Below are 20,478 nucleotides of genomic sequence, written 5' to 3'. Positions count from 1 at the left end.
GCATGACCCCTAAGACATTCGAGACACGCTGCCTGCGCCTGCCCGCCGCCACCAAGGTGGTGCAATGGGAAGGCACCTCGGTGTTCAAGGTCGGCGGCAAGATGTTCGCCATCAGCGGCGGCTATACGGCGAGCTCGGGCGGCTACATGTTCAAGGTCTCCAACATGGCGTATTCCATGCTCATCGAGCACGGCCTCGCCCGGCCTGCCCCCTATCTCGCGCGGGCCAAGTGGGTGCAGCTTGTCAGCAACAACGCGCTGCCGGATGCGGAGCTGACGGCCTATCTCGTTCAGGCGCACGCACTGATCGTGGCAAAGCTCACGCGCAAATCACGGAAAACCCTTGGGCTCGGCTAGAGCTTCGCCTCACCGAAGATGCGACCGATCCAGTCGAGGAAGACGCGCAACCGCAACGTGAGCTGGCGATTTTGCGGATAGAGCGCCGACAGGGGCGTCGGCGACGGCGGATGGTCGCGCAGGATTTCGACCAGCGCACCGCTGGCGAGGTCGTTCGCAAAACGATAGCGCGGCGCCTGCACCAGGCCGAAGCCGAGCCGCGCCAGATCAGCCATCGTGTCGGAATTGTTCACCCTGATCCGGCTCGGCAGCACGACCTCCCGCAATCGCCCTCCGACCGAAAACTCCAGCGGCAACACGTCGCCGGTTCGTGACGAGATGAAGCCGACCATCTGGTGGCCGTCGAGTTCATCGGGCGACACGGGCGTGCCGTGCGCGGCGAGATAGGCCGGACTTGCCACCGTGATCTCCTCTATCGAGCCGAGACGACGCTGGATCATGCCGCTATCCTCGGGCTCGCCGGCGCGGATGACGCAATCGACGCCCTCGCGCACGAGATCGACGAGGCGGTCGCCCTGCCCGATCTGCAGCTCGATCAGCGGATGGCGCGCCAGGAACTCGGGCAGCTTCGGCAGAATGAACGTGCGCGTCAGCAGTGGATGCGCATCGAAGCGCAACAGCCCACGCGGCTGGGCGTCGCGCATCGCGCTCTCCGCCTCCTCGACCTCGGCCAGGATCGCTATGCAGCGGCGGTAATACTCTTCGCCATCGAGCGTCGGCGTGACATGCCGCGTGGTGCGTTCGAGCAGGCGCACGCCGAGATGGGCTTCGAGGCCGCGCAGGACTTCGCTCGCCGTCGAGCGCGGCAAGCCGAGATCGGCCGCAGCCGCAGTGAAGCTGCGCCTTTCCACGAGGCGAACGAACAGGCGCATGGTCTCGAAGCGGTCCATGGTCCGATTGTTCAACATAGCCGACAAGTGATGGCAAGAGCAGCCGGATGATCCCACGCATGCGATCGGCTAGTTCTCGCGCACATGATGGCGGATGATCCGGCGTCGCAAATATGGAGACCGACCATGCCCTTTGCCAACATCAAGGTGCCGCAAGCGGCGCTGTCGACCGCGCAAAAGGAGGAGATCGTGCATCGCGTGACCGCGATGTTCGTCGACTATTTCAGCGAAGCGGCGCGTCCGCATACCATGGTGCTGATCGAGGAAGTTCCTGATGGCGGCTATGGCCGCGCCGATGAAGTGTTCGTGATCCCTCCGGCATACCGGGCGAAGGGCTGAGATTGACGGCCAAAGCATCTCTGACTAAAGTCAGGTAATGCTTGATCCGGTCTCCCGCGTCCGCCGCTTCAACCGTGCCGTGACCTCCGCCGTCGGTGCGCTCGATACGTCCTTCCTCGGGCGCGGCCGCCCGCTTGGCGCGGCGCGCGTGCTCAATGCGATCGGACACGGCCGCTCCGACGTCGGCGAGATCCGCGATTATCTCGGTCTCGATTCCGGGCTGATGAGCCGGCTGTTGCGCAGTCTTGAAGATGAAGGCCTGATCGAGACGAGCGCGCATGAGGACGATGCCCGGCGCCGGGTGGCAAGCCTGACACGCGCCGGCAAGCGCGAGTTCGCGGCCTATGAAGCGCTGTCGAACACGCAGGCGGAAGGTTTCCTCGCCCGCAACGCGCAACGCGAAGCGCTGCTGGCGGCAATGGATCTGATCGCCTCGGCGCTGACACGCGGGCGGATCGCGCTCGTCGAAATGGAACCGCGAAGCGATGAGGCCCGCCATTGCCTCGGCGAGTACTATGCCGAGCTCGGCCGCCGCTTCAAACAGGGCTTTGATGTGTCGCTGTCGCGCGACCCCGATGCCAAGGACATGCGCCGGCCGCGAGGCAGCTTCATCGTCGCGATCTCGGACACGCTGCCGGTCGGCTGCGTCGGCCTGAAGGGAACGAACCACGGCTACGCCGAGATCAAGCGCCTCTGGGTCGCACCGTCCGCCCGCGGATTGGGGCTCGGCCGGCGCCTGATGGACGCGGCCGAACATGCCGCGCGTTCGCTCGGCATCGCGCTGCTGCGGCTGGATACCAACAGCGCCCTGCCCGAGGCAGGCCAGCTCTACCGCAGCACCGGCTGGCGCGAAATCCCGCGCTTCAACGACGATCCCTATCCGGATCTGTTCTTCGAAAAAAGGCTGTGATCGGCGCGCCGACTCCCTGCTTTCCGCGTTAGGCCCGGAGCCGCAGGAGCATCGCCATGACGCCAGCCGAACTCACCGACATCTATCGTGACTATATCGCCTGCCTCAACCGGCAGGATTGGCCGGCGCTGGGGAAATTCGTGCATGACGAGGTCGTGCACAATTCGCAGTCGTTCGGGCTGACCGGCTATCGCGCGATGCTGGAGCGGGATTTTCGCGAGATTCCGGATCTGCGCTTCGACATCGAACTGCTGATTTCCGAGCCGCCGCGTGTTGCGGCACGGCTGAAATTCGATTGCACGCCGGCCGGCACGTTCCTAGGGCTTGCCGTGAACGGCCGGCGCGTGAGCTTCTGCGAAAACGTGATCTATGAATTCGATGGCGCCAAGATCCGGCAGGTGTGGTCGGTGATCGACAAGGCCGCGATCGAGGCGCAGCTCTAGCTGCTGCGCCTCGCGAAGATCACGCCGCCACCGGGGCCGGCGCCGCCTCGCCTTGCGGCTTCGGGAACGGACGGAACGTCATCGCCATCAGGAAGGCGCCGAGGCCCATCGCCCAGGAGCCGATATAGAGCCAGGCATAGCTGGAGAACGCGTCGTAGATCAGGCCACCGGCGAGCGGACCGGTCGCCATGCCGAGGCTGCCGGCCATCGCCGTGCCGCCGATCACGGTGCCCATCATGCGCAGCGGAAAATTCTCGCGGATGATCACCGCATAGAGCGGCATGGTGCCGGCATAGATGAAGCCGAACACGGCTGCGACCGCATAGAAGGTCGTGAGCTGATGGGCGAACGCATAAGCGAGCGCGCCGAAGGCTTGCGCGAGCAGGCCCGAGACCAGCACGCGCTTGGCGCCGAGACGATCGCCCATCAGGCCGAAGGCGATGCGGCCACCGAGACCGGCGAGGCCCTCGACGCTGTAGATCGTCACCGCCGAGATCAGCGGGATGCCGCAGCTCACGGCATAGCTGACGGTGTGGATGATCGGGCCGGAATGGGTGGCGCAGCAGAAGAAATTGGTGGCGAGCAGGATCAGGAATTGCGGCGAGCGCAGCGCTTCGCTCCGCGACATCTCGGCTGGCGCCCCGCCCCCGCCCATCGTCGGGGCCGGCGGATGCGAAAGCCCCGGGGGACGGCGGACCAGCAGCGCGACCGGGATCATGATGATCGCAACGACCAGCGCCACGATCTGCATCGCGGTGCGCCAGTCATGATGCGAGACCAGCCAGGCCGCAAACGGCGCCATCGTCATCGGCGCCACGCCCATGCCGGCCGACACCAGGGAGACCGCAAGGCCGCGATGGGTGTCGAACCAGCCGGTGACGGTCGCCATCATCGGCGCGAAGATCGCAGCGCAGGAGGCGCCGACCAGAAGGCCGAACACGACCTGGAACGCGAGCAGCGAGGTCGCATGGCTCGCGGCGAACAGGCTGAGCGCCAGCACGCTCGATCCCGTCAGCACCACCGGCAGCGGCCCAAACTTGTCCGTTAGCGTGCCCCACGCCATGCTGGTGAAGGCCATCGCAAGAAAGCCGATCGTCATCGCGCTGGAGATGCCGGTCACCGACCAGCCGGTGTCCTTGGCGATCGGCTGGAGGAACACCGGCAGCGAAAACATGCCGCCGATGGCGACGCAGCCGAGCAGGCCGCCGGCGGCGACGATCACCCAGCGATATCTGGAAGCAGGCATTTTTGTCTCCCGTCAGGTCTGTCTCACCTGCAAGACGAATGGGAACCGCGCAAGCAGACAGGTCTTCCAACCTTTTTTGGGGCAAGCATTCGCGCCCCCAACAAAACGCCGAAAACAACCCCATGCACAGTAGCCGCCCACAGCGGAATCAACGGTTTGCGATCGGGGATCAATCGCGATGCCGTGAGCCTGGATTCCACGCCGCAATTTGACTGGCCGGGCAAAAACACCAGCACAATGCCATCATCCCGCCGAGTGATCCGACGATGAGCATTGAGCAACTGGTGTAGATCTCCGGCGAGTCCGCAGGCTAATTCGTCAGGCCCTGCTTTTCGATCCAGTCGTTGACCAGCTTTGCCACATCGTCGGAATTGCGGTCCATCATCATCATGTGGGTGTTGCCCCTAAGTCCCATCTTGGGCAGTTCGAACGTGTCGACCTTGCCACCGGCGGCCGCGATCGCCTGAGCCCATTTGGTCGGATTGACCACGAGCTTGGACCACACCGGGACCTTGTCGAGGAAATCGCCCCACACGATCAGATGCGGCACGCCCTTCAGCCTGGCCGCATCGACCTTGGCGGGATCCGGCGCACCGGACGGCTCGAGCGCGATCAGCGCCTTGACCTTGTCCGGCGCGTTCAGTGCAGCGGTGAAGCCGAAATTGCCGCCCTGACTGTGCACCACCACGATACAGGGGCACACTTTCTGCACCAGGGCATCATAGGCCTTCTGCGTGGCTGCATCGTTTGTTGCCCAGCGTGGAACGCTCTGCTTGGCGAACTGGTCGAACGCCTCGATCGGGAATTGCTCCCCCTCGAACGCCTCGCGCTTGCCGCCGACCTCGTAAGCAGGCCCGATCCGGAACAGCTCCCAGGCTTCTTTCTTGGGCCGGAAGAACGGCTCGCTCTTGAATATCTCGGGATAGCGCGCCCAGGAGGCGCGGCCGCGCTCGACCGCATCCGAGACGTAGACGTCATAGCCGGCATTGAGGAAGAATTGCTGCCAGCCCGGCTTGCCGTCGGGCTTGGTCTCCCAGGTCACACCCGACAGCCCGCCGCCGTGCCAGAGCAGCAGCGGCAGTTTCGACTTTGGCTGCGCGAGCTTGACGAACTGGACGTACATTTGCTCGACCGCGAACTCGCCGTTGGGATCGACCTTGATCGGCGGCGCACCGGGCGAAAACACGATCTCCTTGGACGGAAGCCCGTTGAGGGTCTCGGTGCGGCCGCCGACGTGGAAGCTGCCGACCTCCTTGACGAGATAGTCGGCCGCGGCGGGCGTCGCCGCTGCAAGGGCCGTTGCCAGTGCGATCACGATCGTGCGCATGAAGTTGGTCCTCCCGAATGCTTGTTGTTGGTGGTAACGTTAGGCCAGACATCGATGCGTGGCAAATTCGCAGGCGCCCTGCCAACAGAAAGCCGAAACCCGCGCATAGAAGCCGACAGTAGCGGATCAATGGCTTACCCCACCGGTCACGTCCGGTGTCTCTCAGCCGTGCTGGCGCATAGAGATTTGACACGTCGGGCAAAACACCGGCACGATGTCGTCATCCCGACAGTTCGATCACTCTTCGCCTTGGCCGCCCCGAGCTCATGACCATTCGCCCGATCGTCCGCTATCCCGACCGCCGCCTTGCCGTGCCAGCCCGGCCCGTCACCGCCTTCGACGACGGCTTGCGCGAGCTTGCGGCCGATTTGCTGGAGACGATGCGCGCTGCGCCCGGGATCGGCATCACGGCGCCGCATATCGGCGTGCCCTTGCGGCTCGTCGTGCTCGAGCTCGATCCCGTCGCGGGGCCGCAGACCTACGTCAATCCTCAAATCGAGTGGGCCTCGCCCGAGATGATCCTGCACAAGGAAGGCAGCGTCTCGATGCCCGGCGTCACCGACGAGGTGCAGCGCCACGCCCGGGTGCGGATCAGCTATCAGGACCTCGACGACAACACGCAGACCGAGGAATCCGACGGCTTACGCGCCGTCTGCCACCAGCACGAGATCGATCAGCTCGACGGCGTGTTCTGGATCCAGCGGCTGTCGCGGCTGAAGCGCGAGCGGCTGGTGAAGAAGTTCGAGAAGATGGCGCGGGAATGACGGATCGAACCCGGAGACGGTCAGGCTCTCTTGCCGCCACGCTTGACGATGGGACCACGACTCCGCTCCCGCTTGCCGCGCGCGATCTCCGTTGCCAGCGCGTCCAGCTTCGGCTCCCAGAAATTTCTGAACTGGCCAATCCACGCATCCACTGCGCGGAGGCCCGCGACGTCGACCGAATAGAGGCGCCTCTGCGCCTCCGCGCGGACTGTTGCAAAGCCGCTTTCGCGCAGCACCTTGAGGTGCTGCGACACGGCCGCCTGGGTGATGCCGAACTCGGCACCGATCACTTCTACGACCTCGCCGGACGCCATCTCACCTGGCGCCAGCAATTCGAGAATGCGGCGGCGGACGGGATCGGCGAGGACCTCGAAGGCGTGCATCAGCTTCCCGTGCCCGGATGGGCGATCTCAGGCGGCATCTCGCCGCGATAGAAGGCGATGGTGCGGTCCGAGCGCTGCTTCGCCGAGGCGGGATCGACCCCGCTCGCAACATGCGCTGCACACCAACACTCGCCGCATCTCGTCATGAAGTCCTTGCCCTCCGCGGAGACCATCCACGCCTCGGCGATCTCGTGATCGACCGATGCCCCGGTCGCAAGATATCGCTCAAGTCCTGTGATGGCGAGATCCCACCCGATCCCCACCGCGCCTGGACCGAACTGTTTCCAATGATCCTCGATAACAGCGGTATGCTCCAGCGTCAGACGCGCCTGATTGCGTTCTGCCGCAAGCGTCACCTCGATCCAGCTCACCGCGCCGCCGAATTCCCATGTCGCAGCAAAATGGGTCGGTGGCGTACAGGCCGTGACCGTGCCGCCCGCATTTCCCTTGAGCTGGTAGCGTCCGCCGAGCTGCAAGTCTCCTTCGACCGGCAAGAACCAGCGCGGAATGCGCTGCTTGCTCGTCACCGCGTCCCAGAGATCGTCGACATCCGTATCGTACAGCCGCGTCAGGATCACCGCGCTGGCCGCTTTGCCGTCCTTCTCGAAGTTCCGCACCGAACGCGTCACAAGCCCCAATACCCTGGCGACGTCGATCTCCATCTTGATCCTCCCTATTTCCAGGCGTGGGATGAGAATATCGGTGATGGCTAATATAAGTCAACCCTTATATTCATGCCGTAGCACCGCACGCCGCGGCAGCGGAGCCTCAGATGCTCGAGCGCGAAGTCACGACAAGCTGCGACTGCACCTCGCGCAGCCGCAGCCTGATTTTTGCGCCATGCGGCGCACTATTTCAGCGGCAGGAACAACTCGGCGACCGTCTCATGCTCCGGCACGTCAGGGAAGAAGCTCAGCCGCCGGCAATAGATCGGGAAGTCGCGCGCTTCCTCGCCACTGGCCGGCAGCCACTCGCGATATAGAAACAGCGCGGCGGGCTCGAGATTGTCGGTGTAGCCGACGACGCGCAGCACGGCGCAGCGGCCGCCGGGAATCTCGCCGGCCTTGATATCTTCACCGCTTGCGGCGATCGGCCGGTCGGTGCCGACGCAGAGGTCGATGCTGTAATCGGCAGGCTGCGCGGGCCGCCGCTCGGAGCGCCAGACGGTGAAGGTCGGATGAGCACTGGGGTGCAGTCCGGCCGCCTTGCGCCAGGCGATGAAGCGCTGGATGGTGGCAGGAAGCGTCGCCGGGCTACCCCGATGCTCCATGATCGCCACCTCAGTGGTCGGCATATCGCGGATCGTCACGTCGTCTTTGGTAAAGGTCGTCTGCATGAGCTTGCTCCTCGCATCTTCGAGAGGCCCGAAGGCCGCAAGCCACGGCTCCCAATCCGGCGATTTCCGGAAGGACGACGGCGATTGCCCGAACCGTTGCCGAAAGGCGCGGGCGAAGGCATCGGGTGCGTCGTAACCGGCCTCCATCGCGATCTCGGTGACATCAAGGGCGTCGTCATAGGCCAGCTGGTGGGACGCGCGTTTCATGCGGGCCAGCTGGACATAACGATGCACCGACAGCCCGAAGGTCGCGGTGAACTGCCGGTGGAAATGGAATTTCGAAAAGGCCGCAACGCCGCTCAAGCTGTCGAGGTCCAGATCATCGTCGAGATGCCGATCGATATGATCCAGCACCCGCCGCATCCGGGCCCGATAGTTTTGCAGTGCCGCCGTCATCGTCCCTCCTCCGTGGCGGATGCAGCTAGGCCGCGATGGCCAGGGTGCGCTCGACCGATCTTGCGGTTTGGGATAAATTCGGAGTGCTACTCCGGCCGCGCTACGTAGCGGTCTCCGCAAACGCACGCAGGAGGTTCGGCGTCGACCAGGTCGCGACACCCGTACCGGCGAAATCGCGATCTGTCGTCCAGACATCAGCATCGACACTCCAGGCAAGCGCCAGCACATGCGCATCGCGCTCGGATCCGTTGCGGCTCGGCACGGCGTCTCGCAGCGTCTCCTCACATCTGGCGAGCATGGGCTCCAATGCGGCTACCGGCACGATCGTCATCGATTCCGCCAACGCGTCGAGCACCTCGATCAACTCCGGTCGCCGCAATCCCAGCAGGATACGCCGCCTCGCTTCCTGGATAACGCGGTCCGTCGTCACCAGGATCACTCTGGCGGCGGCCGCCAAGAGGGCGCCGGAGCTTCGGCCCCGAACTGCAGCGATCAGAATGGCAGCATCGATGACAATCGTGGTCGACGGGCGCCTCATGCTTTCGACTTGGCCGTCAGAGCCCTCACGGCCGAGACGGACCAATCGACCGGATCGACCTCACCGAACTCAGCGAGCGCCGCGTCGTCCGCGGCGACGTCCCGTCGCTTCGCGAGCCTCTCGGCACGCGCCAGAACCGCCGCGAGCCGGTCCGGGTCTGCCGCCTTGAGCGGGATAAGGAGGCCAACCGTCCGCTCTCCAGACTTGACCGGCGTAGGACCGGGCAAAGCGCCGATCGCCTCGCCAGAAATCTTCTGCAAATCGCGGATACTGATGTGACTCATGGCAATTACATACACCCATATGTAACACTCGACAAGAGTGGGGAGGCTAGAGCGAAACAACAGCCCATGCCTTGCAGCTCGTACCCGTCGCCAGTTCCTTGGCCACCGCCCGTCAGTCCAGTCCCGGTGGAGCGGCGCCATCGGGTGCGCCCCCGCCCCCGGCCTGCATGCCTATCAACGCCGCCCGCCGCCGCACGAACTAGGGCGTGTACTCATAAATGGCTGGATCGAGGTCCGCCGTCCGGGGCAAAGCGGACCAGATGGGCTCATAGCGAGTATTTCAGCTTTTGACCCGTTCCGGACAAGGTTGGCATGAACAGCGGCCATGTTATCCAGTGACCAGCAAAGCCGTTCCGCGCATAATTATTCTGCAACGACCATCATGATCCGCGGGAGCGACAGCATGGTTTACAGGCTTACGGACAGTCGCTTGCACGCCTACGAGATCAGCGATCCAGATCGCCCAATGCTGCCTGGGGCGTTCGGCTTACAAGAGCCATCGGTCAAATTTCTACACCCTGACGAGGTCGATTGGCGGGCCAAGCGCGCTTCCAATCCGATGACGGTTGGCTGCGCCGTGGATCCGGACACCATCCCGCGCATGGTGCGGTGGCGCTACAAAGAGATGGATCGTCTTCCAGATGTCAATTTGTGTGCCGGCACATTATTGATTTCCGAGCGTGTACGCGATGTCATGGAGCGTTTCGAGCCCGGCATTCATCAGTTCCTGCCGGTTGATATCTATCTCACTCCTTTTGAAGCTGGCGATGTTCCTGCTGCCCGAAGTTATTGGCTCGTCGTCGGGCAATATTTCGACGCGGTGAGCGCGGAACATACTCACCAGCCGCGCACAGTCATCACACATCCGGACGGGAGAACCGAGCCGGGCCTGTGGGATTTCTCTGGCGTCCTGACCAAGCAACCGAAAAGTGACGCGCCGGTCATTTTCGACCGTGGAGCCGTCGCCGGCCGCCATTTGTGGGTCGATCGCAATTTCACAAAAGGCCAGCATCCGTTCATGTCGGATGCGCTGGGAGGCGCCTTGCGCGAAATGGATCTTTACGGCGCGCACTTCGAACATTTCGACGAAGTATAAAATGCGACAACTCGCGCAGCCATGATTGACGGATTGCCTTTGGCCACAACTTCTGCTGTTGGCCCATCGGCGAACTGACGACTGCCTCTATTGAAGTCCGGTCAGCGGATCAGAGCGGACTAGAGTTGGTCAGGCAGAGCTGTTCGCATTTTGACCCATATCGGACCTCGGCCGGCGAGGTTCTGCCGGGTGCGGCGATCGGAATCACTCAGTGCGAGGCATGCACAGCTGCGTGGTATCGGGCGGATTGTGGGCAAGATTGTTGACCAGGTTGGCGAACGTGTTCAGGGCTACCGCGGCCGCGATCTCGACAATCGCGGCATTGTCGAAACCGGCCGTGCGCACGGCCCCCATTTCCGCATCTGACACATGGCCGCGCCGGTCTAGCAGGATCCGTGCAAACGCCAACGCGGCGGCGCTTGTCGGATCGGCCGACGTCGCGTGCTGGGCATTCGCGATTTCTTCGACGGCGAGGCCGGCGTCGCGTCCGTACCGATGATGGCTGACAAGGCAGGCATTACAGTCGTTCGTGGCCGCAACGGCGATGGCGATCTGCTCCCGCAAGCGTAATGGCAGAGTTGCCGAAGTGAGCGCATCGCGCAGGGAAAGGTAGCCCCTGAGCGCGGCGGGCGAATGCGCCAGTACCCGCATCAAAGTCGGCACAGACCCCATCGCAGTTCGAACCTGGTCGAGCAATGCCCTGCTCTGGCCGGCGGGATGATCAAGCGGTTTGAGGCGGGGCATTTGAGGTCTCCATTCTGATTGCCGCAATCGCACGAGGCAGCTGCGCGCGGCAGCCTCTGCGTTTGATCCGAGAGTGACGCCTTTTTATCTAGCCGGCGGACTGCAGGCGGCGCAGCCCTCGACGATGTACGAACGGAAGGTCGACGACTTATCGCGCAGCGCGGCCAGCTCCGCCTGCTCCGGCGCGTTGTGCCAGGCGTTAGCCTTTGCGACGCTGTCGAATACGTAGATCGCGACCCGCGCTTTCGTCGGCGCGCCTGCGATCATCTCGGTCGCGCCGCCCCGCGCGAGGAAATGGCCGCCGAACTTTTCGATCAACTCGCCCTGGCGCTTCGCATAGGTGGCGAATCCGGCCTGGTCGGTCACCTCAATCTCGTTGACGACGTAGGCCGGTGCCGGCCGGACGGGCTCGGCCCGAATGGCGTGGAGGGGGGCTGTGACGAAGCTCGCCGCGGCCAGCGCGATTGCGGTCAGTTTAATGGTTGGTTTCACGTTGTCTCTCCGGTTTGGTCGTCTGGCGCGTGCGACCGCCTCTCGGTCCACGGACGCCCCTTTTCATGCCCGCGGCTGATGTATAATCAGAATAGCAAAAGTCGTGATATAGGTATAAGTTGAGCTAATGACCCGGCCCCGTTCGATCGATTGGGAAACTCGCATCAGTCAGCGCCTCAGGTTGCGCGATCTCCGGATCCTTTTTGCGGTGGTGCGGGCCGGTAGCATGGCGAAAGCGGCGGCACATCTCGGCATCACCCAGCCCGCCATCTCGCAGGCGATGGGCGACCTAGAGACGACGCTAGGCGTGCGACTGCTCGACCGCGGTCCGCGTGGCGTTACGGCAACGCTATTCGGCGAAGTTCTGTTGAGGCGCGGCGAGGAAGCCTTTGATGCCTTGATGCAGGGCGTCCGAGACATCGAACATCTGGCCGATCCAGGCTCGGGCGAAGTCTGGGTCGGGGCCTCGGAATCCTATATTTCCGGTGGCTATCTCTCCGCCATCGTGACGAGCCTGGCGCGCCAACATCCGCGCATCGTCGTTCACGTTTCCGAGGCCAATACGGCGGCGCTCGAATTTCAGGAACTGCGCGCCCGCAGGGTCGATCTGATGCTGGGGCGTGTCGCAGGCGAGATTCGGGATGATGACCTGCACGTCGAACCGCTGTATGACGAAGCCATCGTAGTGGCGGCGGGCCGAACCCACCGCTTTGCGCGTCGCCGCAAGCTCGGTCTCGAGGAGCTCGCCGACGATTCTTGGATTCTCGCGCCGCCCCACACGGTTGTGCGGGACTTGGTTGGCGGTGCGTTCCGGGCGTTGAAGATGGAGCCGCCGCGCTTGAGCGTGACCACCTATTCGATGCAATTGCGCATGCAGCTTTTGACGACGGGCAACTATGTTTCTCCCGTACCAGCATCGCTTTTGCACTATAACGCCGAACGCTGGTCGTTGTGCGCGCTTCCAGTTGCAATCGGAAAGCCGCCACCCGTCGTGGTCGTCACTCTTAAACAACGCACGCTTAGTCCGGTGGCGGCGTTGTTTATTGATCACGTGCGCGCCGTCACCAAGGAGCTTCGCAGGGCCTCGCGCTGACTGGCAGATAATGTTGAGCCCGCATGATTTTCCGGATCTGGCCCTCAGCCGAACAAGGCTCAGGCCATTACGACGTCGGCTATCGACGGTGGACCGGACGCGGGGCCGTGCTGACTTCGACCGCCGCTTGTGACCCGAGGCTGAAGTCGCTGTTGATCTGAATGATCTTTGTTCAGATGCTGGCGCCGCTCACGGTACAACTAGATTAGAGACGCGACGGCGAATGTCGCCAGAAAGCCAGCAGCCGCCACCAGAAAAGAAAAGATCAGGCCAAAAAGCGTGGCAAGGCCCCGGTCCAGTTCAATGCGGCCGTTTCTGACCGAGTAGCGGCTCAGAAATTCCTCCTGAGAAGTCCGCAGCGGATTATACGTCAAGGGCCGAACAACAACCTTGCCATCGGTAATGAAGGGCAGAACAATGTGCGCGACGCTGCATCCGATGAGGTCGAGCAACACCCAAACGATGAATTCAAAGACTAATCCGGTGAATGCAGTCATACGAGTATGATATCACGCCACCGACGATTGGACCGCGAAATCGCGTTATTGTCCTGCGACCGAGGTAAGTAACGGTGAAGGTACTCATCGATAGGGTCGCCTGCCCTTCGCACACTATGCACCCCGGAGGAGCTTGTCCGAAGTTGAGGGCAGACCGGAACTCACCGGTTGGCGATGAAGCCGGCGCTGCTGACCCGCAGCGGACCAGCCATCATGATCAAGATCATCTGTCGCCATCTGGCCAAAACAGCCGCTTGCGATGATAGATCGGGATAATGACCGCCACCGCAACAAGAAAAAGTCCCAGCGCGCAAAAGGCGGCCTGTCTACCGAATTGGTAGATGAAAATCATTGGGGCTTCGCGATAAGTCGCGTGGCCAAGAGCACGTCCGGCTCTCATCGAGATCACCTGCACCTCGTCCGTGAGATACCAAAGATATAAGAAGTGACCCCAGAACCCCACGAACAGCACGCCAAAACCAAGCATAAGCATACATCCAATGAGGACGGCTTTTCTCGGCGACATTCCGGTTCGTGGGGGCATTTGCGACGTCGAATTTGTCTGGATATTGGGGGATTGCAATAGCAACCGAAAATTGCCGAAGGCATCGTCCTATCGCGGCTATTTTCATTTTTGGGTTCACTGATCATTAGTTCATTTCGAGCTTCGCAATTTGTATCGGCGGCGAGCTAGGATGGTCTGCTTCTGGCCCTTAGCTGACCTGCCGACCGCCCCGGCGAACGTCAGCTTTCGGAGGTAAATCCGACGACGCGGCTCGGATGAGCGGTTCTCTCAATTTTATGAGTACACGCCCTAGTAGTTCGTCGCGGACTTCTCGTTGGGAATGCCGTCGATCGGGCATTCCTCCGTGCCGACTGTCGGACGTGTCATCGCCTCGACCATGTCGCGCGTGCCTTCGGGATCGGCGATCCATTTCGAATAGAAGTCATAGGGACAGGCGGCCAAACCTTTCGCGCTTTCGCCGGAATTGATCATGCCGGTGTAGCCGCGATGCAGCAGCTTGAAGAGATGGTTCTGCGACTGGTTGTTGCGGCGTGCATCGCGGATCAAGGTCTTCGAGAGGCCCGCGTACTGGATGCCGTATTCCTCCTCGCCGGTCTCACCCAGCGTTCGGCCGTCGAAGCCGACGATCGCGGAGTGGCCGAAATAGGAATAGACGCCGTCGAACCCCGCGGCATTGGCCACCGCGACATAGACGTTGTTGGCCCAGGCCATCGCCTTGGAGATCATCACCTGCTGCTCCTTGGCCGGATACATGTAGCCCTGGCAGCGCACGATCAGTTCCGCGCCTTTCATCGCGCAATCGCGCCAGATCTCCGGGTAATTGCCGTCGTCGCAGATGATCAGGCTGACCTTCAGCCCCTTCGGGCCGTCGGAGACATAGGTGCAATTGCCGGGATACCAGCCTTCGATCGGCACCCAGGGCATGATCTTGCGATATTTCTGCACGATCTCGCCCTTGTCGTTCATCAGGATCAGCGTGTTGTAGGGCGCCTTGTCCGGATGTTCCTCGTGGCGCTCGCCGGTCAGCGAGAACACACCCCAGACCTTCGCCTTGCGGCAGGCCGCGGCAAAGATCGCGGTCTCCTCACCCGGCACCTGCGAGGCGGTCTCGTACATCTCCTTGGCATCGTACATGATGCCGTGGGTGGAGTATTCCGGGAAGATGACGAGGTCCATGCCCGGCAGGCCGAGCTTCATGCCCACGACCATGTCGGCGATCTTGCGGGCGTTGTCGAGCACCTCGGCCTTGGTGTGCAGCCGCGGCATCTTGTAATTGACGACGGCCACGCCGACCACGTCGTTGCTGGAAGAGATGTCACCGTGAAGCATTTGAAACGCCCTTCTGTTCTGGTTCGAGTTTCTTCGGTCCGCAGCGTCAGTGGCTGATCATCCAGGGCCGCGCGGTCGGAAAGCCGACCGCGCCGCTCCTGCTTTTGGTCACGAGCCGCCCGGGCTTCTTCTTCGGACCCGATCCGCAGCAGCCGCAGCCCGGACCGTGCGCGGCCTTGTACTGGTCGAGCGTCTTCGGCGCATGCCGGCTCTGCTCGTTGGTGGCGTGCGCCTTGCGCCTGTCCGCGGGCATGCAGGAGAACGCCGGCGCGGTGAGGATCACGCGCGGCGATTCGATCTCGCAGCGCGGGCAGGCTTGCGGCTCGTCGCATTCGGCCATCGGCCGCATGTCGGTGAACGGTCCGCAATCATGGCAGAGATATTCATAGACGGGCATCGTCGCTCCCTTCGCTGTCGCACGCCGGATGCGGGGCTCACGCGCCGCGCATGGAGACTATTTGTCGGGCGAGATCGGCATCTGGATATCGCCCGTGATGTGCTTCACGGGACCCGCCGCCGACGGCATCACGTCGAAGTCGAAGATCTCCGTCGGCAGCCACAGCGTGGCGCAGGCGTTGGGCACGTCGACCACGCCGGAGATGTGGCCCTGGCACGGCGCGGTGCCGAGGATCGAATAGGCCTGGGCGCCGGAATAGCCGAACTTCTTCAGATACTCGATCGCGTTCAGGCAGGCCTGGCGGTAGGCGATGTGAACGTCGAGGTAATGCTGCTTGCCGGCCTCGTCGACCGAGATGCCCTCGAAGATCAGATAATCCTTGTAGTTCGGCGTGATCGGCGACGGCTTGAACACGGGGTTCTTGATGCCGTATTTCGCCACGCCGTCCTTGATGACGTCGACCTTGATGTGCAGCCAGCCGGCCATCTCGATCGCGCCGCAGAAGGTGATCTCGCCGTCGCCCTGGCTGAAATGCAGATCGCCCATCGAGAGGCCGCCGCCGGGCACATAGACCGGGAAGTAGATCTTCGAGCCGCGCGACAGATCCTTGATGTCGCAATTGCCGCCATGCTCGCGCGGCGGCACCGTGCGGGCGCCCTCGAGACCGATCTTGGCCTTGACGTCGCCCTTGGCCCGGCCGGCGTGGGCGGTCGGCGCGAACGGCGGATTGGCAAGGCCCGGAACACGGTCCGGATTGGTCGCGATCAGTTCGGCTTCGCGCGCGTTCCAGGCCGCGAGCATCTTGGCATCAGGCAGACAGCCGATCAGGCCGGGATGGATCAGGCCGGCGAAGTTGACGCCGGGCACGTGGCGCGACGAGGTGTAGAGGCCCTTGATGTCCCAGATCGACTTCTGCGCCAGCGGGAAGTGATCGGTCAGGAAGCCGCCGCCGTTCTGCTTGGAGAAAAAGCCGTTGAAGCCCCACAGGCTCTCCTTGAGCGGACCGACGTCGAGCAGGTCGACGACCAGGAGATCGCCGGGCTCGGCGCCCTTGACGCCGATCGGACCGGACAGGAAGTGCACGATCGATAGGTCGATATCGCGCACGTCGTCCGCCGAGTCGTTGTTCTTGATGAAGCCGCCGGTCCAATCGACGGTCTCGATGATGAAATCGTCGCCCGGGCTGACCCACTCCACGATCGGAACCTCCGGATGCCAGCGGTTGTGGATCTTGTCGTTTTCATAGGCCGATTTCGTGAGATCGACCTTGATCAGCGTGTCTGGCATCGAGATGCTCCCCTTGGTTACTGGTTAGACGGACAGGAATTTTGAGATCTGCGCGGCATCGACGCTGTCGCGCGGATCGTCGCGCACGATCTCGCCGTTCTCGATCACGAGCACGCGGTCGGCGATGTCGAGCGCGAAGCTCAGCACCTGCTCGGAGACGACGATCGACAGGCCCCGCTCGTCGCGAATTCGCTTCAAGGTGCGCGCCATCTCCTTGATGATCGAGGGCTGGATACCTTCGGTCGGCTCATCCAGCAGCAGCACTTTCGGCTTGGTCGCGAGCGCCCGCGCGATCGCCAGCTGCTGCTGCTGCCCGCCCGACAGATTGCCCCCGCGGCGTCCCTTCATCTCCAGCAGCACCGGAAACAGCTCGTAGATATCAGCAGGAACTTCCGCGCCGCCGGACACCACCAGCCCCGTCTCGATGTTCTCCTTGACCGTCATGGTCGAGAAGATCATCCGCCCCTGCGGGACATAGGCGAGCCCCTTGGCGACGCGGTCGTAGCTCGGCAGCGATCCGAGCTCGGTGCCGTCCATGACCACCGAGCCGCTCCGGGTCGGCACGATCCCCATCAGCGACTTCATCAGCGTGGTCTTGCCCATGCCGTTGCGGCCCATGATCGCGACGATCTCGTTGGGCGCGACCGACACGTTGAGGCCGTGCAGCACCTCGCTCTGGCCGTAGGCGACGTGAAGATCATTGATTGCCAGCATGAGCGTGCTCCTTAATGGCCGAGGTAAACTTCGATCACTTTCGGATCGTTCTTCACCTTCTCCATGGTGCCTTCGGAGAGGATCTGGCCCTGGTGCAGCACCGTGACCTTGTGGGCGATGTCCTCGACGAATTTCATGTCGTGCTCGATGACGAGCACCGAGCGGTCCTTGATGATGCGGTTGAGCAGCTCGGCGGTCTTCGCACGTTCGGAAACGCTCATTCCCGCCACGGGCTCGTCGAGCATCAACAGGTCCGGATCCTGGATCAGCAGCATGCCGATCTCGAGCCACTGCTTCTGGCCGTGGCTGAGCAGGGCTGCGCTCATGTCGAGGCGGTCCTTGAGGAAGATCATCTCGGCGACCTCGTGGACGCGGTCGCGCACGGCGCCATCGCGGGTGAAGGTCAACGCACCGAACACGGTGCGGCCGCGCGGATAGGAGATCTCCAAATTCTCGAACACGGTGAGGTCGTCGTAGATCGACGGCGTCTGGAATTTGCGACCGACGCCCGCCTTGACGATCTGGTTCTCCTTCAGCTTGGTCAGGTCCTTGCCGCGGAATTCGATCGAACCGGAGGTGGCCTTGGTCTTTCCGCAGATCAGGTCGAGCACGGTGGTCTTGCCGGCGCCATTGGGGCCGATGATGACGCGAATCTCGTTCTCCTCGACGTAGAAGGAGAGATCGTTGACCGCCTTGAAGCCGTCGAAGGAGACGGTGAGGCCTTCGACCGAGAGCAGGAAGGGCTTTGGCTGATGACCGACGAGCATGATCTATCTCCTCACTGCCAGCGTGGCATCGGCATCGTGATGACCGACGAGCATGATCTATCTCCTCACTGCCAGCGTGGCATCGGCATCGTGATGACCGACGAGCATGATCTATCTCCTCACTGCCAGCGTGGCATCGGCATCGTGATGACCGACGAGCATGACGTTCTCCTCACTCTGCCGGCGCGCCGTCGGCGACCGAGTTGTCGGTCCAGCCGGGCTTGGCCTTGCGTGTGCCGATCAGCTTGCTGACTCGCGGCTGGACGTAATCGCCCCAGATGCCGGCGAGGCCATTCGGGAATGCCAGCACCACGGCGATGAACAGGCCGCCGAGGCCGAACAGCCAGAGTTCGGGAAACGACTCAGAGAGGCTGGTCTTGGCGAAGTTGACGAGGATCGTTCCGTAGACCGCACCCAGGATCGAGAGCCGGCCGCCGACCGCGGTGTAGATCACCATCTCGATCGAGGGCACGATGCCGACGAAGGACGGCGACATGAAGCCGACGTTGAGCGCGAACATGGCGCCGCCGATTGCGGCGAAGATCGCGGCGATGCAGAAGGCGAAGATCTTGAAGTTGGCGACGCTGTAGCCGGAGAAGCGGACCCGGTCCTCCTGGTCGCGCATCGCCACCAGGATGCGGCCGAGCTTCGAATGGCGGACGAACTGCGCGATGAAGATGCAGCCGAACAGCAGGCCGACCTCGAAGAAGTAGAGCACGACCTTGGCGTGGTCGGGACGGATATCCCACCCCTTCAGCGTGCGCAGGTCGGTCATGCCGTTGATGCCGCCGGTGTAGCCCTGCTGACCGACGATCAGGATTGTCAGTATCGCCGCAACCGCCTGCGTGATGATCGCGAAGTAGGTGCCGCCGACCCGACGCTTGAACATCGCAGCACCGATGATCAGGGCGAAGATGCCGGGCACCAGGATGACGGCGGCGATGGTGAAGGTCAGGCTGTGGAACGGCTTCCAGAAGAACGGCAGCGCCGTGATCTGGTTCCAGTCCATGAAGTCGGGGATGCCCGGCGTCGACTGGATCTTGGTGTTTTCGACGCTGGAGGCCTCGAGCTTGAGGAACATCGCCATGCAGTAGCCGCCGAGGCCGAAGAATACGCCCTGCCCCAGGCTCAGGATGCCGCCGTAACCCCAGCAGATCACCAGCCCCAGCGCGACGAAGGCATAGGTCAGATATTTGGCGACCAGGTTGAGGCGAAAGACGTCGAGGCAGAGCGGCAGGATCACGACCAGAAAGACCGCGAGCACCAGGATGCCGATCAACTCCGAACGCGTGGCGAAACGACTATCGTTCATGGGTCAGCCCCCTGCACTTTCGTTATTTACGGACCTTGAGGGCGAACAGGCCCTGCGGCCGCAGCATCAGAATTCCCACCACCGCAAGCAGCGTCAGCACCTTCGCCATCGAACCCGACATGAAGAACTCGAGGGTCGACTGGGTCTGCGAGATCGAGAAGGCGGAGGCGATAGTGCCGAGCAGGCTTGCGGCGCCGCCGAACACGACGACCAGGAACGTATCGACGATGTAGAGCTGGCCCGAGGTCGGCCCGGTCGAGCCGATCATGGTGAAGGCCGAGCCGGCGACGCCGGCGATGCCGCAGCCGAGGGCGAAGGTGTATCGGTCGACCTTCGCGGTGTTGATGCCGACGGCGCCTGCCATGATGCGGTTCTGCACGACGGCGCGGACCTGGCGGCCCCAGCGCGAGCGGAACATGATGTAGGCGACGCCGATCGTGATCAGCACCGTCAGGCCCATCACGAAGACGCCGTTGATCGGCACCTCGATCGAGTCGGTGACGTGGAGCGAGCCCAGCATCCATTGCGGCAGCTCGACGCCGACTTCGCGCGCGCCGAAGATCGAGCGATAGGCCTGCTGCAGCATCAGGCTGAGGCCCCAGGTCGCCAGCAGCGTGTCGAGCGGGCGCTTATAGAGGTGCCGGATCAGCACCCATTCGACCAGCATTCCGAGCGCGCCGGACGCCAGGAAGGCCAATATCATCGCGAGGAAGAAATAGCCGCTGAACAGACCAGGCAGATAGGACTGGAAGAAGTTCGACGTCATCCAGGTGACGTAGGCGCCGAGGATCATGAACTCGCCATGGGCCATGTTGATGACGCCCATCTGGCCGAAGATGATCGCGAGCCCCAGCGCCATCAGCACGTAGACGGAGAACAGGATCAGCCCGGCAAAGCCCTGCATGACGAAGATCGAGCCGAGGTCGCCAATCGAATAGTCGCCGAACATCTGGTTTCTCCGTCGAGGACGCGGTCTCGCGTCCGAGGGCACAGGGTCCCGCGCCGCGATCGA

26 protein-coding genes are annotated in these 20,478 nt (G+C 62.9%); 7 read left to right on the top strand and 19 right to left on the bottom strand.

Annotated features, from left to right (window positions below; genetic code table 11):
• Positions 1-2 precede the first annotated feature (2 nt).
• The gene (locus X265_RS16650; RefSeq protein WP_128965781.1) at positions 3-356 is read left to right on the top strand and encodes an MmcQ/YjbR family DNA-binding protein; all 354 of its coding nucleotides are present in this window, start codon (positions 3-5) and stop codon (positions 354-356) included.
• Here X265_RS16650 and X265_RS16645 read toward each other — a convergent pair.
• On the bottom strand, positions 353-1,246 hold the full coding sequence (locus tag X265_RS16645) for a LysR family transcriptional regulator (protein ID WP_128965780.1): 894 nt from the start codon (positions 1,244-1,246) through the stop codon (positions 353-355). The two genes, X265_RS16650 and X265_RS16645, sit on opposite strands and share 4 nt — an antisense overlap.
• A gap of 126 nt (positions 1,247-1,372) precedes the next feature.
• On the opposite strand from X265_RS16645, the gene X265_RS16640 reads away from it, so the two are divergent.
• Genes X265_RS16640 through X265_RS16630 form a run of 3 tightly spaced genes read left to right on the top strand, consistent with a single transcriptional unit; the run spans position 1,373 to position 2,938 of the window.
• Positions 1,373-1,585 carry a tautomerase family protein gene (locus X265_RS16640; protein WP_128965779.1) on the top strand — a complete coding sequence of 71 codons (213 nt, stop codon included), beginning with the start codon at positions 1,373-1,375 and terminating at the stop codon, positions 1,583-1,585.
• A gap of 37 nt (positions 1,586-1,622) precedes the next feature.
• Positions 1,623-2,495, top strand: a complete 873-nt coding sequence (locus X265_RS16635; RefSeq protein WP_128965778.1) for a bifunctional helix-turn-helix transcriptional regulator/GNAT family N-acetyltransferase — start codon at positions 1,623-1,625, stop codon at positions 2,493-2,495.
• A gap of 56 nt (positions 2,496-2,551) precedes the next feature.
• Entirely contained in the window at positions 2,552-2,938 is a 387-nt protein-coding gene (locus X265_RS16630) for an ester cyclase (RefSeq protein WP_128965777.1), read from the top strand.
• A 19-nt stretch (positions 2,939-2,957) separates the two neighbouring features.
• Here X265_RS16630 and X265_RS16625 read toward each other — a convergent pair whose 3' ends face one another.
• Both X265_RS16625 and X265_RS16620 read right to left on the bottom strand, forming a co-directional pair.
• Positions 2,958-4,184, bottom strand: a complete 1,227-nt coding sequence (locus X265_RS16625) for an MFS transporter (protein WP_128965776.1) — start codon at positions 4,182-4,184, stop codon at positions 2,958-2,960.
• 310 nt (positions 4,185-4,494) lie between these two features.
• Positions 4,495-5,511 (bottom strand): alpha/beta hydrolase, encoded by a 1,017-nt coding sequence (locus tag X265_RS16620; protein WP_128965775.1) that lies wholly within the window; start codon positions 5,509-5,511, stop codon positions 4,495-4,497.
• Between the two features lie 266 nt (positions 5,512-5,777).
• Between X265_RS16620 and X265_RS16615 the strand changes: the two genes are divergently transcribed.
• Entirely contained in the window at positions 5,778-6,275 is a 498-nt protein-coding gene (locus tag X265_RS16615; RefSeq protein WP_128965774.1) for a peptide deformylase, read from the top strand.
• Positions 6,276-6,295: 20 nt separating this feature from the next.
• On the opposite strand, the gene X265_RS16610 is transcribed toward X265_RS16615, so the two are convergent.
• The 5 genes from X265_RS16610 to X265_RS16590 all read right to left on the bottom strand — a co-directional run bounded on the left by X265_RS16610 (position 6,296) and on the right by X265_RS16590 (position 9,212).
• Positions 6,296-6,658, bottom strand: coding sequence for an ArsR/SmtB family transcription factor (locus X265_RS16610; protein ID WP_128965773.1), 363 nt, complete (start codon positions 6,656-6,658; stop codon positions 6,296-6,298).
• The gene (locus X265_RS16605; protein ID WP_128965772.1) at positions 6,658-7,320 is read right to left on the bottom strand and encodes an SRPBCC family protein; all 663 of its coding nucleotides are present in this window, start codon (positions 7,318-7,320) and stop codon (positions 6,658-6,660) included. Before X265_RS16605 ends, X265_RS16610 begins: the two co-directional genes overlap by 1 nt.
• 188 nt (positions 7,321-7,508) lie before the next feature.
• Positions 7,509-8,390: an AraC family transcriptional regulator gene (locus X265_RS16600; RefSeq protein ID WP_128965771.1), complete on the bottom strand. Its 882-nt coding sequence runs from the start codon at positions 8,388-8,390 to the stop codon at positions 7,509-7,511.
• 100 nt (positions 8,391-8,490) lie between these two features.
• Positions 8,491-8,928 carry a PIN domain-containing protein gene (locus X265_RS16595; protein WP_128965770.1) on the bottom strand — a complete coding sequence of 146 codons (438 nt, stop codon included), beginning with the start codon at positions 8,926-8,928 and terminating at the stop codon, positions 8,491-8,493.
• The gene (locus X265_RS16590; RefSeq protein ID WP_128965769.1) at positions 8,925-9,212 is read right to left on the bottom strand and encodes a hypothetical protein; all 288 of its coding nucleotides are present in this window, start codon (positions 9,210-9,212) and stop codon (positions 8,925-8,927) included. Before X265_RS16590 ends, X265_RS16595 begins: the two co-directional genes overlap by 4 nt.
• 403 nt (positions 9,213-9,615) lie before the next feature.
• Here X265_RS16590 and X265_RS16585 point away from each other — a divergent pair, with 403 nt between their 5' ends.
• The gene (locus X265_RS16585; RefSeq protein WP_208764284.1) at positions 9,616-10,308 is read left to right on the top strand and encodes an imm11 family protein; all 693 of its coding nucleotides are present in this window, start codon (positions 9,616-9,618) and stop codon (positions 10,306-10,308) included.
• A gap of 204 nt (positions 10,309-10,512) precedes the next feature.
• Here X265_RS16585 and X265_RS16580 read toward each other — a convergent pair whose 3' ends face one another.
• Positions 10,513-11,052, bottom strand: a complete 540-nt coding sequence (locus X265_RS16580) for a carboxymuconolactone decarboxylase family protein (RefSeq protein WP_128965767.1) — start codon at positions 11,050-11,052, stop codon at positions 10,513-10,515.
• A gap of 84 nt (positions 11,053-11,136) precedes the next feature.
• Positions 11,137-11,544, bottom strand: coding sequence for a DUF1330 domain-containing protein (locus tag X265_RS16575; protein ID WP_164938624.1), 408 nt, complete (start codon positions 11,542-11,544; stop codon positions 11,137-11,139).
• 127 nt (positions 11,545-11,671) lie between these two features.
• Here X265_RS16575 and X265_RS16570 point away from each other — a divergent pair, with 127 nt between their 5' ends.
• Complete coding sequence (locus X265_RS16570) at positions 11,672-12,637, top strand: LysR family transcriptional regulator (protein WP_128965765.1); 966 nt, start codon at positions 11,672-11,674, stop codon at positions 12,635-12,637.
• Positions 12,638-12,837: 200 nt separating this feature from the next.
• Here the strand turns inward: X265_RS16570 and X265_RS16565 are convergent, their stop codons facing one another.
• The 9 genes from X265_RS16565 to urtB all read right to left on the bottom strand — a co-directional run bounded on the left by X265_RS16565 (position 12,838) and on the right by urtB (position 20,415).
• The gene (locus X265_RS16565; RefSeq protein WP_128965764.1) at positions 12,838-13,134 is read right to left on the bottom strand and encodes a hypothetical protein; all 297 of its coding nucleotides are present in this window, start codon (positions 13,132-13,134) and stop codon (positions 12,838-12,840) included.
• Positions 13,135-13,357: 223 nt separating this feature from the next.
• Positions 13,358-13,621: a hypothetical protein gene (locus tag X265_RS16560; RefSeq protein WP_128965763.1), complete on the bottom strand. Its 264-nt coding sequence runs from the start codon at positions 13,619-13,621 to the stop codon at positions 13,358-13,360.
• Positions 13,622-13,948: 327 nt separating this feature from the next.
• Complete coding sequence (locus tag X265_RS16555; RefSeq protein ID WP_128965762.1) at positions 13,949-14,989, bottom strand: aliphatic amidase; 1,041 nt, start codon at positions 14,987-14,989, stop codon at positions 13,949-13,951.
• Between the two features lie 46 nt (positions 14,990-15,035).
• Positions 15,036-15,386, bottom strand: coding sequence for an FmdB family zinc ribbon protein (locus X265_RS16550; RefSeq protein ID WP_128965761.1), 351 nt, complete (start codon positions 15,384-15,386; stop codon positions 15,036-15,038).
• Positions 15,387-15,443: 57 nt separating this feature from the next.
• Positions 15,444-16,673, bottom strand: a complete 1,230-nt coding sequence (gene fmdA, locus X265_RS16545) for a formamidase (RefSeq protein ID WP_128965760.1) — start codon at positions 16,671-16,673, stop codon at positions 15,444-15,446.
• Positions 16,674-16,697: 24 nt separating this feature from the next.
• Positions 16,698-17,387 (bottom strand): urea ABC transporter ATP-binding subunit UrtE, encoded by a 690-nt coding sequence (gene urtE, locus X265_RS16540; protein ID WP_128965759.1) that lies wholly within the window; start codon positions 17,385-17,387, stop codon positions 16,698-16,700.
• 11 nt (positions 17,388-17,398) lie between these two features.
• Complete coding sequence (urtD, locus tag X265_RS16535; protein ID WP_128965758.1) at positions 17,399-18,154, bottom strand: urea ABC transporter ATP-binding protein UrtD; 756 nt, start codon at positions 18,152-18,154, stop codon at positions 17,399-17,401.
• Positions 18,155-18,326: 172 nt separating this feature from the next.
• Positions 18,327-19,466, bottom strand: coding sequence for an urea ABC transporter permease subunit UrtC (urtC, locus tag X265_RS16530; RefSeq protein WP_128965757.1), 1,140 nt, complete (start codon positions 19,464-19,466; stop codon positions 18,327-18,329).
• Positions 19,467-19,488: 22 nt separating this feature from the next.
• A complete protein-coding gene (urtB, locus tag X265_RS16525; RefSeq protein WP_128965756.1) occupies positions 19,489-20,415 on the bottom strand; it encodes an urea ABC transporter permease subunit UrtB in 927 nt (308 codons plus the stop codon).
• Between the last annotated feature and the right edge of the window lie 63 nt (positions 20,416-20,478).

This window comes from Bradyrhizobium guangdongense (genome assembly GCF_004114975.1).
Lineage (GTDB): Bacteria > Pseudomonadota > Alphaproteobacteria > Rhizobiales > Xanthobacteraceae > Bradyrhizobium > Bradyrhizobium guangdongense.
The sequence above is the reverse complement of the archived record's forward strand: the minus strand, read 5'-3'. Positions and strand labels throughout refer to the sequence as shown.